General features: G+C 34.1%; 12 protein-coding genes. 4 read left to right on the top strand and 8 right to left on the bottom strand.

All coding sequences use genetic code 11. The features are described 5' to 3' along the window. Positions 1-106: 106 nt before the first annotated feature. The 4 genes from CD29_RS19010 to CD29_RS18995 form a co-directional block, all read right to left on the bottom strand. On the bottom strand, positions 107-1,543 hold the full coding sequence (locus tag CD29_RS19010) for a purine-cytosine permease family protein (RefSeq protein WP_036190566.1): 1,437 nt from the start codon (positions 1,541-1,543) through the stop codon (positions 107-109). Between the two features lie 411 nt (positions 1,544-1,954). Beyond that, positions 1,955-2,722, bottom strand: coding sequence for an ABC transporter ATP-binding protein (locus CD29_RS19005; RefSeq protein WP_036190563.1), 768 nt, complete (start codon positions 2,720-2,722; stop codon positions 1,955-1,957). A 112-nt stretch (positions 2,723-2,834) separates the two neighbouring features. Continuing rightward, positions 2,835-5,189, bottom strand: coding sequence for an ABC transporter permease (locus CD29_RS19000; RefSeq protein WP_036190560.1), 2,355 nt, complete (start codon positions 5,187-5,189; stop codon positions 2,835-2,837). A gap of 268 nt (positions 5,190-5,457) precedes the next feature. Further along, complete coding sequence (locus tag CD29_RS18995; RefSeq protein WP_036190557.1) at positions 5,458-5,766, bottom strand: hypothetical protein; 309 nt, start codon at positions 5,764-5,766, stop codon at positions 5,458-5,460. A 249-nt stretch (positions 5,767-6,015) separates the two neighbouring features. Between CD29_RS18995 and CD29_RS18990 the strand changes: the two genes are divergently transcribed. Together CD29_RS18990 and CD29_RS20380 are read left to right on the top strand one after the other, a co-directional pair. Continuing rightward, positions 6,016-6,330 carry a hypothetical protein gene (locus CD29_RS18990; RefSeq protein WP_036190555.1) on the top strand — a complete coding sequence of 105 codons (315 nt, stop codon included), beginning with the start codon at positions 6,016-6,018 and terminating at the stop codon, positions 6,328-6,330. A 175-nt stretch (positions 6,331-6,505) separates the two neighbouring features. Further along, positions 6,506-6,676, top strand: coding sequence for a hypothetical protein (locus CD29_RS20380; RefSeq protein WP_169716211.1), 171 nt, complete (start codon positions 6,506-6,508; stop codon positions 6,674-6,676). A 103-nt stretch (positions 6,677-6,779) separates the two neighbouring features. Here CD29_RS20380 and CD29_RS18985 read toward each other — a convergent pair whose 3' ends face one another. From CD29_RS18985 to CD29_RS18975, 3 genes are all read right to left on the bottom strand, one after another. Next, positions 6,780-7,166 (bottom strand): SET domain-containing protein, encoded by a 387-nt coding sequence (locus CD29_RS18985; protein WP_036190552.1) that lies wholly within the window; start codon positions 7,164-7,166, stop codon positions 6,780-6,782. Between the two features lie 133 nt (positions 7,167-7,299). Continuing rightward, positions 7,300-7,704, bottom strand: coding sequence for a CopG family transcriptional regulator (locus CD29_RS18980; protein ID WP_036190549.1), 405 nt, complete (start codon positions 7,702-7,704; stop codon positions 7,300-7,302). Positions 7,705-7,855: 151 nt separating this feature from the next. After that, positions 7,856-8,254 (bottom strand): hypothetical protein, encoded by a 399-nt coding sequence (locus CD29_RS18975; RefSeq protein WP_036190546.1) that lies wholly within the window; start codon positions 8,252-8,254, stop codon positions 7,856-7,858. A gap of 152 nt (positions 8,255-8,406) precedes the next feature. Here CD29_RS18975 and CD29_RS20565 point away from each other — a divergent pair, with 152 nt between their 5' ends. After that, positions 8,407-8,550 carry a hypothetical protein gene (locus CD29_RS20565; RefSeq protein WP_169716210.1) on the top strand — a complete coding sequence of 48 codons (144 nt, stop codon included), beginning with the start codon at positions 8,407-8,409 and terminating at the stop codon, positions 8,548-8,550. Positions 8,551-8,622: 72 nt separating this feature from the next. Here the strand turns inward: CD29_RS20565 and CD29_RS18970 are convergent, their stop codons facing one another. Beyond that, positions 8,623-9,060 (bottom strand): cell wall hydrolase, encoded by a 438-nt coding sequence (locus tag CD29_RS18970; protein ID WP_036190543.1) that lies wholly within the window; start codon positions 9,058-9,060, stop codon positions 8,623-8,625. 143 nt (positions 9,061-9,203) lie between these two features. On the opposite strand from CD29_RS18970, the gene CD29_RS18965 reads away from it, so the two are divergent. Beyond that, on the top strand, positions 9,204-9,389 hold the full coding sequence (locus CD29_RS18965; protein WP_036190540.1) for a hypothetical protein: 186 nt from the start codon (positions 9,204-9,206) through the stop codon (positions 9,387-9,389). The last annotated feature ends 94 nt before the right edge of the window (positions 9,390-9,483 follow it).

Here is a 9,483-nt window from a genome sequence, read left to right as displayed (position 1 = left end):
GACTTTCACCACCAAGTTATAAGCCCATGCCGAGCGCACAAAAAATAGACAGACCCCAAGGAGCGGTCCGTCTATTGATCTCCTTAAACCTTTTAAGGAGTTATATTTATTCGTTTGTAATTTCTTTAAATGATTTTGGCGATTTTATCTCTTTTTGTTTTTTCACATTAACACTATGTTCCTCTGTCTCGTTTTTACTGTAATATTTACCTTTCGTAAATATAGCAATAACAACTGTTAATACAGAAGCTAACAATGCCGCAAAGAATGTTGCTGTATTTTGCAGGAAGGTACCCATAAATCCTAAACCTGCAATCGTACCAAGGACACTTGAAATAATTAACGGAACAACGCCAACAGGATTCCATTTATATAATTTTTCTTGTCGTGCTTCATATTCTTGTGGCACTATCTTTAATAATTTCTTTACTACTAATGCGTCTGTCACTAAAATCGCAGCCCAAGCCATTAATAGTACCCCTTGGAATGTCATTGCAGCACCTAAATAATCAAGAATACCACCTAACATTAAGGCAATTGATAGAACTCCTGAGACTACAACCCAAAAACGACGATCAGGTTTGAAATGAAATACATTCTCAAAGAAATTGGACAGTGATAGGGAAGCACTGTAAATATTTGTGACGTTAATACGTAATTGTGTTAACATCGTAAAAACTACTCCGCCTAGTCCAAGAAGTGTGACAATGTAAATCCCTGGATTTGACTCGCCTAAACGGACTCCAAACCATATACCTAATAATCCCATGACACCAAAACAGAAAATTTGTGGAATGAAACCAATCATTATAGACCCTATTTTAATATCTTTCGGTTTAAGGTATCTCGCATAATCTGAAGCTATTAGCGCTGTTAGTCCCATTATACCGTGTTGCATCCCTATACATAATAGTAATGCAGTTCCGCCAATTTGAACTCCATCGGGTAAGTATGTCCAGAAATTACCGTTAAATTGTGACGGAGTATTTGCCGCAAAAATAATTGTGAGAATTAAGAAGATGAAAAAGATTGGTAATGACCACTTTTGTAGTTTGTCTAATTGTTTAATACCAAACCAATTTAGTGGAATCACAATTGAACCGAATACGACAATAAGAAGCCATAACGGAATTGAGGGGAAAAATGCGTGTACTGCTGCAACGAGAATCATACCTTCAAATGCACAATACATTATAAAGTTCGATGCGTAAATTAATGATGTTAGTGAAGCACCTATGTACCCAAAACCTTGTCTAGACATGAGATTCACATTCATTCCAGACTTCGCTGATAAATATGCAATGACTGTGCCTAAAAGTCCTGCAATTATTATTGCATAGATTGCTGAAATAATTGCGTTTGCTGCACCAAATTGAAGTGCCATTACACTACCTGTTTGAAAATAAAAAATGGCAGTGGCAATACCAAAAGTGATGTTGGTTACACTAAACCAACCCATGTTCCTTTTTTCTACCGGAACCTGACTAAATGAATAATCGTCTGCGCTTTTCTCTTTGAGACCTGCTGTATGGTCTAAACTCATCGAACCATCCTTTCGGTCTGTCTCCCTCCTTGCTCCATTAATTGATCACATTCAACTACATCCTTTTAATACTGGTGATCAATAAGGAGGTAACAGAATGTTTTATTTTTTGGATTGCATTGGAATCTAACATGAATTCTTACAATCCAGATAACTACTATATGATTATACACCCATCTAGTTGACATAATCAAGGTCAATATTTTAATGCGTTAAGTTGACTTTTAAAAATACATATTTATTCTCGTAAATACACATTTTACTTCAACTGCATTTTTATTCAGTAGACAAATTCATAGTATTTTACATATACAACCATAAATGTAATTAAATAGGAATCGGAAACAAATATAGCGCTAACTTTATTTAAAGTAACGCCATGCTTGTCTTTGCATTCAAATATTATAAATATTAGAAACCGTTCTTCACCATCCACTTCATAATGCTTTCTTCCCTCTCCTTACTGTCGTCTTGAAGATGGTCAAATTTCTTCATTTTCTTCTCTGCTACTAAATTGCCATCTTTCATGAACAATACTCTTTCTGTTTTTGCTGCAACTTTTACATCATGTGTGACCAGCATAACTGTTGTACCTGTACTACTAATTTCACCAAGAATGGATAGGATATCTTCGGTTGATTTGGAATCTAATGCCCCTGTTGGTTCATCTCCGAAAATAATATCCGGATTATTTATCAACGCTCTACAAATACCAACTCGTTGAAGCTGTCCACCGGAGGCTTGGGTAATTTGATGATTCTCTAATTTATCAATTCCAGTCATCTGTAATAGTTTTCTTGCTTTTTGCAGTACTTTGTTTTTAACTACACCTTTTGATACAAGTGCAGGAAACATAACATTGTCAATGACTGATAGATTTTTAAGAAGATTTATATCTTGAAAGATAAAGCCCATATACTTAAGACGAATTTTTGCTAATTCATCTTCTTTTAGTGAGCCAAGTTCATGTCCTTGAAACACCACGCTACCTGAACTAACGCGATCCATTCCACTTAGATTATATAGAAGCGTTGATTTCCCACTTCCAGAAGGACCCATGACTGATACAAATTCGCCTTTTTTAATGACTAAATTAACATCCTTTAAAATATGAAGCTCATGCCCTTTATCTAGTTCTACCTTTTTATTGATATTACTTGCTTCAATTATGTTGGTCATTTATATTCCTCCAATGTTGATTTTTTTAGATCAAGAGGAACCGTTTATCCTTGGAAGCTTAAACTTAATCTGCATTGGTCCCTTCCAAGTTTTCAAAAAATCGATTGTTGTTTTATCCTCTTAAAACTATAGATAAATCCTTTTTAAACGTTGCCTTGCAACATAATGTGATGGTTACACCGACTATTACAATTAGTATTAACGGACATAAAATCCACGTTTGCCAGATAATCTGTATAAATTCAATTCTTGCAGCACCCATTGAGGTCATGGCTAAACTGAATAGAAACTCTCCTAAAAATTCTGAAGCGAGTACACCGAGAATTATTCCAACGATAAGTACCATCAACGTTCCTGCGACGTATTGTTGTTGAATCTGTTTTGACGTAAGCCCAATACTTCGCATAATAGCGATTTGCGATTGATCTTTTGACAATAGCATCTTCATAAATAATGCAGTAATTAATACAATAATCATTCCAGCAATTACAATGCCACCAAGCACAATAGAATTCAGTTGGTTCATCATGTTTCCTAGCGTCTGTTTTTTATAATCTTGAATATCATTTACTTGAGCACCAACAAACATATTTTGGTAATGGTCCATTTTCTTAACCTTATCTACACCTTCTCTTAAGTCCAAGTACACAATATACCAAAGAACGGCATCTTCATTTAAACCTAGGCTAGAATGGGCCTTAGCTGTTTTCCCACCATTCGTAATATCTTGATAGATACCAGTTACTTTCAAAGATTTTTCTTCTCCTACAACCTCTACTATTACTTCATCTCCTACTTTTTTATTTAGACCATCTGATGAAGCATTTGCATAAGAAAGTGAAATTTCCCCGGCTTTTTCTGGTGCTCTTCCATTTAAATAATTCAATGGGAATACTGAAAAGTCACCAGTCTCGATATTTAGATAATCCCATGTCCCCTCTTTATTTTTTACGGGAAATGAACTCGTTATATAAGCTGAGAACTTTTCAACACCTGGATCGTTTTGTAATTCCTCTTGCAGCTTTTTAAAGTCTTCTGAAATCGTATCTGTTCTTCTGAGGTCAATTCTTACATCAGATTTTCCAATACCCATGTAAGTAGTAAATTCTGGGGAGTTCATAGTGTTATACAAATTTAATGGAAGAATGATAATAAACGTACATACAGCAAATATTAATATGAGTAATCTATATAGTTTAAAGCGATTCCAGACATCTCGAATTCCCATATAAATATTAGTGTTAAAGAACTTGTTTTGAAGGAGAGGGAATCTGTATTTTCGATTCTTTCCTCTTACCATTATGTTTGAGCGTAATGCTTCAATTGCTGAAATCTTATCTATTTGTTTTAATATTTTCTTGCAATACAACACTATCATTAAGTAAACAAATAATGGAGCCACAAGTGATAGTAGATATTTTAAACTTCCTGATAAATCTGAAGATAAATAAAGTCTCATATTGCTTGTAAATAGATTGATGACTACAAAAGAAAGTAAATATCCAATGATCCCTGCGACCACTGACATAACCCTATACTTGTTGAGATATACTTTCTTTATATCCTTATTAGAAAGGCCGATTGCTTTCATTACCCCAATCTCTCTTAAATCTTCATCTATTGTGGCTAAGAAGGTCAGTCGAATACTAAGAGAAGCGATAATAATTAGTAGAATACTTATTAGGATAATAATTATTGCAATGGTTGCATCTGACAAGGCATTAAATATTAGAAACATATCTCCAGTTACAATAGGACCATTTGCTGGAAGACCCGAATCTATGTATTCGGTTTGCAGCTTTTTTGAATCTGCATTTTCTCTTAATTTAAATTGAATGAGATATTCTCGTTCCCCTACTTTGCCTTGAAGCATGTCACCATAATCTTTTGGATTAATAACAAACCGTTTTGAAGAAGAAAGGGATGAGTTCATTTCAAAATCACGTGCATAGTCTGCAATAACAAATTGCTTTTTATAAGCACCTTGTACAACCGTAATCAGTTCGCCTATTGTTAATTCATATTCTTCCATGAAATAGATTGGAACTGCGATTTCTCCCTCTTTTACATTAAGTTTTTCATTATTTAAATCCAAAATAAAATCAAATTCTGTATTCTGCACAACAAAAGAAATATCCTGAACTGTTCCAGCGAAAGAGTTATTATCTCTAAAATGGATATTCACTCCATCAATCGTGAGAAGCTCCATAGTCTCTTGCATGGCAATTTGCTCTTGATGCGCTTCCGTAAATTGATCAATTGCTATTTGGTCATAGTCACCTACGTGCATTTGTGTAATGTCAGCTGGTTCTGCTGCTAGATTAAATGCTGACATCGACTGAATTAAGTTTGCTATGATATTTGTTGCACTAGATCCTAATAGAACAGCTAAAGTTATAAACACAAATACTGTACTGGTTATTACTTTTTTTCTTTTAAAATCATTCTTTATGATTTTTAGATACACCTTTATCCCTCCTTATCTTCTCGCATTCCTTCCTAACTGTTTGTATATCTGGATGTAATTTCCTATCTGAAATTATCTTAGTACAGTAAAAGCCGCGCAAAAAGCGTCGGAGGTTCGAACTTTTTCTCAGTCTCTGGTCCGATAAGAATTACTCCTTTAATACTGTTCAATAAAAAAAGACGTTAACCCAATGGATTAACGTCAACAATTAAATTCAATTATTATTTATTTATATTTTCAACCTTAAATTAACGAGAATATTTTCTCATTACCTATGATACGCCTCATGTCTTGAATCTCTATAGGCGCTAAGATATAGACAAATTGCTGTTATGGCATGAAGGAACCAGCCAACAATTGGAATAAACGCAACAATACTTGTAACAATTCCTAATACACTTGGAGCCACTGAAGTTCGGTTGGCAATTGCGATTGCTGCTGTTACAATATGAAGAATTAACGCAATAGTTAATAATTGCCACCCGCTCATAACAACCATTAATCCACCAAAGAACGGGATCGCTAAAACAGCTTCAAACGTCCCAGTGACTCCCTTTGCAAAACTGGACAATTTCATTTTTTCACGCCCCTTTATTTCTTCTAATATCTTTTACGGTTCACCAGTAAAAAAGATTCATTTAAGCATAGGTTTTATACTGTAGTGGAATAATATTTTAATAGCATTATTATCCCTACACTATATGGATTGACAGTGAATCGCGCCACAATTTAACTAATAAACATTATTTTCACATTTTTGAATATGTAGCTGATATATGTAAATACTTCAAAATATACAATTTTTATTCAACATAGGGGTGTTTAGATGTATTTTCCAACCATATACACAAACATTTGGGACGTTCTAATTGCAGTACCTTTGATTTTGATTTTGACTCAAATAATAAAAATGATTTTTAAGATTAAACCGGTGTTCGTACCAACAGTACCAGTTGTGTTAGGTCTTCTACTAGCCATTTTTGTCAGTCATAAATACGATTTACTCGCTGGCATTTTCATGGGTTTCTTTTATGGTTACTCTGCTATTGGCAATTATGCTTCATTCAAAACAGCTTTCAATGCTTACAAGAAGAGGAAGTTAAAGAAATCAGCTACATATAATTACAAGATAAATCCCTAGATTGTGGACATTGCATTTTTGCAATGTCTAATTTTTTTAATAAGATGTGTAAATACTACAAGCCTACATGAAGTAAGCAACTGAGATAAGCCTCATTGAAAATTACTTTTCTATTCTCAAGCACTTCTGTATAGCTATGAACGGATAATATCGTCACGGCATATTATAGAATGAAATGATAATAAAGGATGATGTAATGATTCTTCATAAGGTAAAGGGGCCCAACACACCAACTGGTAGTGAAGGTAAGCCTCGGGACTTTGACGGCGACATTGGGGAAATTGATCGTTGGGAAGATGATGGCGGTAGGAATTCAAATCCTGGGACAAGATCAGAACAAATTTAATAATAAATTTTTTTCTTTTTGGCTATAGGGAAATATCATTCCCTATAGCTTTAATTTTTTAAAAAAGAGCCGTTGATATTTGTGTACAACGACTCACTTTCAATTATTCTTTATCTTCTTTATTGAACCACAGTTCTTCTTTGTCATCTACATCACCATTGTAATTGATGAAAATTTCTTCTCCTGCTTTTATGTCTTTGTAAGCAAAGAAGTCGAATGTATGATTAGGAAAATTAATATCATAAGTTGCATTCGGTTCATAGGAGTGGTTAAACAACATTCCATACCCTAGAAGAATTGCCGTGTGATTGATACCATATTCAAATGCATAATCAGCTAGTAATGTTTGCTCTATGTATTGATGTTGATCATTTGGATATGCAATTACAGGGGCTTCATGGATGAGTTCACCCTTTTTAATATCACGAGTAGCGAATACTCCTCTATTAAATTCTCCGTCACTAACCTTAGATGTTTTTACTTCAATCATGTTTTTCTCCTACTCACATTCATATTTTTAATAACTGTAACATGAAACTGAAAACTAGGCATGTATTAATACCCATTTAAGCATACTACACACGTATCTAAGTAAAACCTAACCAACACATACTAATTCTATGTTAACGAACCATTAGTTTTTCATGATTGATATGATTGATTACTTCTTTTATTTCTGGTGATGCTTTAAGTACGCCAAATACTTTTACTGAATTAATCGTTTTTATTGCTAATTCTTCTTCAATATCATCAGCTAAAACCAACATACCAACCACTTTTATATCCAATTGTTTATTTTGGGAATGTACTTCTTCAAGCAAACTTTTATTGAAATAACTAATCCCAACTGCAAATGATTTTTCTTTAATGAGAGGCTCAACCACATTTGAGTAAGTTGTTAATTGACTTCGAATTGCTGTCTTTATAAAATCTGTGCGATTTGAATAAAACCCCTGTTCAACTAATAAATCCACTTTCCCCAAATCTACAACATTCATATTGATCGTAATTTTTTCAGTCTCTGCCATTTGAAAATTTAACCTCCCATATTCTTTTAGAATATATATGAAAACGGTTCCATCCATATACCATCCAGATGGATGATTTTTCAAATTAAAAAACAAGTGTCAATCCTAACCGGATTACACACTTGATTTTTTGTCTGTACTAAAACCTTGACTACTCTATTGTGCTTTTTATTAATTTATCTGCCCTATTAATAACTGCGCAAAGGTATAGGACTGCAGTATAAATAGTTACCCCAAAAACATAATAAATACCATCTACCTTTGGACTGATTAGTCGAAAGCCATCTTCTCCATGAATTTGCCGATACACTTCAATTGACTCAAAATAACTCCAAAAATAAATAATAGTAGCGACAAATAAAACTAATGCTAAGATTGCCTTCTTATGTAAAACAACTCGTATTAAACTTATCTGAAAGACTTTTGAGAATGTCATTATTGAGGATTTTTCTTGTGGTTCATTACTCACATTGTGGTGAGGTGGCGTTAAGAAAAAAATCATTAGCCAGCCCCAGATACCTCCAAAAATCAAGATTTCATGCAATTGCATAAGTGACTCCCCTTTATTATTATCCCATAATTTTCGAACATTGTTCTAATACAAATTCAACAAAAGTTGGCAATTGACCTTCTTTCGAATAAATCGAGTATTTTGACGCAAATTAAGTAGGACTCTGTCAATCATTTAGGAGGTGTACAGCGATGGCTAAGAAAAGTAAAACGAGCTTTAAAAAGATGAAAAAGCCGAAGAAAGATATTAATCATCGTGAAGAATACTCAAAAGAGTTCAACCAAGTAATTCATAACAATCCTCCACTAGAAGTGAGAAAGCACAGAGGCACCTAAAGAAAACCCCTTAGTCCCATTCTTAGAATAGGGCTAAGGGGTTTTCATCTAATTTAGTCAATCGAATAGAAATTACACATAAACACTTGGACATGTACCAGCTGCAGGCTCATAGTAACAGTGATTTTTAAATTGCCCAGTAAATGGTTGATCGTACCATGTTGGAGGACAAGGAGCGTATGGATTAAAATACCATAAGGCATATTTAGCTGGATGATCTCTCCAATAAGTAATAACTTGTTTTGCTAATCTGCGTTCATTTTCTCTTGCTGGATTGTAAAATAGGTTTCCCTTTTGAACAGCCTCGAAAGAGTAATTTCCACCTTGCACTTGGTATATAACGTCTTCCACTGTTCTTACATCTCGAAAGTCTGAGCAATCTGCAGCAACACGGTTTACAATAACATTACCAACATATAACATTCCTTGATTTCCTTCACCCTCGGCCTCGGCCCTCATCATCCTTGCAATTAAATCGATATCTGCATCACGATACTTTATTCTTCCCATATTCTCACCCCAAACCTAGTGTATGAAGAATCGCCCAATTTGTTGTCATTGTTTGTCGAATAAATTTTCTACTCTGATTGAATGATTGGATCTATGTATAGTTTTGATACAACCGCTAAAACTTTACTTAAGGAGTGATCAGTTTGGAGAAAAAAGAAAAGTACCTTACAACAGCACCAGAAGAAAGAAAAGTGACTATAGAAAATGACTCTAAATATCCGAATTTAAAAAACATACCAGGAAATTCTGTAGATCAATTTAATGAGCTTAAAGAAGCAAATGCAATTTTCGCCCAAGAAGAAATTAAACAACAAAACGAAAATTTATAGGTTACTTATATTTAGTCGTTATATGTGTGAAGCATATTGTATCATCAAAATAGAGTAGGGTGACCATTTTCATGGCCACCCCCTCATCAAACCG

Origin of the sequence: Ureibacillus manganicus DSM 26584, from assembly GCF_000772945.1 — a bacterium.
Classification (GTDB): Bacteria; Bacillota; Bacilli; order Bacillales_A; family Planococcaceae; genus Ureibacillus; species Ureibacillus manganicus.
Note: the sequence above shows the minus strand (reverse complement) of the source record. Positions and strands in the feature narration are given on the sequence as shown.

Bases quoted from the DNA above. Each gene is read 5' to 3' on its own strand.
- CD29_RS19010 (WP_036190566.1), bottom strand. From the start codon at position 1,543: ATGAGTTTAGACCATACAGCAGGTCTCAAAGAGAAAAGCGCAGACGAT.
- CD29_RS19005 (WP_036190563.1), bottom strand. From the start codon at position 2,722: ATGACCAACATAATTGAAGCAAGTAATATCAATAAAAAGGTAGAACTA.
- CD29_RS18995 (WP_036190557.1), bottom strand. From the start codon at position 5,766: ATGAAATTGTCCAGTTTTGCAAAGGGAGTCACTGGGACGTTTGAAGCT.
- CD29_RS18990 (WP_036190555.1), top strand. From the start codon at position 6,016: ATGTATTTTCCAACCATATACACAAACATTTGGGACGTTCTAATTGCA.
- CD29_RS20380 (WP_169716211.1), top strand. From the start codon at position 6,506: ATGATAATAAAGGATGATGTAATGATTCTTCATAAGGTAAAGGGGCCC.
- CD29_RS18985 (WP_036190552.1), bottom strand. From the start codon at position 7,166: ATGATTGAAGTAAAAACATCTAAGGTTAGTGACGGAGAATTTAATAGA.
- CD29_RS18980 (WP_036190549.1), bottom strand. From the start codon at position 7,704: ATGGCAGAGACTGAAAAAATTACGATCAATATGAATGTTGTAGATTTG.
- CD29_RS18975 (WP_036190546.1), bottom strand. From the start codon at position 8,254: ATGCAATTGCATGAAATCTTGATTTTTGGAGGTATCTGGGGCTGGCTA.
- CD29_RS20565 (WP_169716210.1), top strand. From the start codon at position 8,407: ATGGCTAAGAAAAGTAAAACGAGCTTTAAAAAGATGAAAAAGCCGAAG.
- CD29_RS18970 (WP_036190543.1), bottom strand. From the start codon at position 9,060: ATGGGAAGAATAAAGTATCGTGATGCAGATATCGATTTAATTGCAAGG.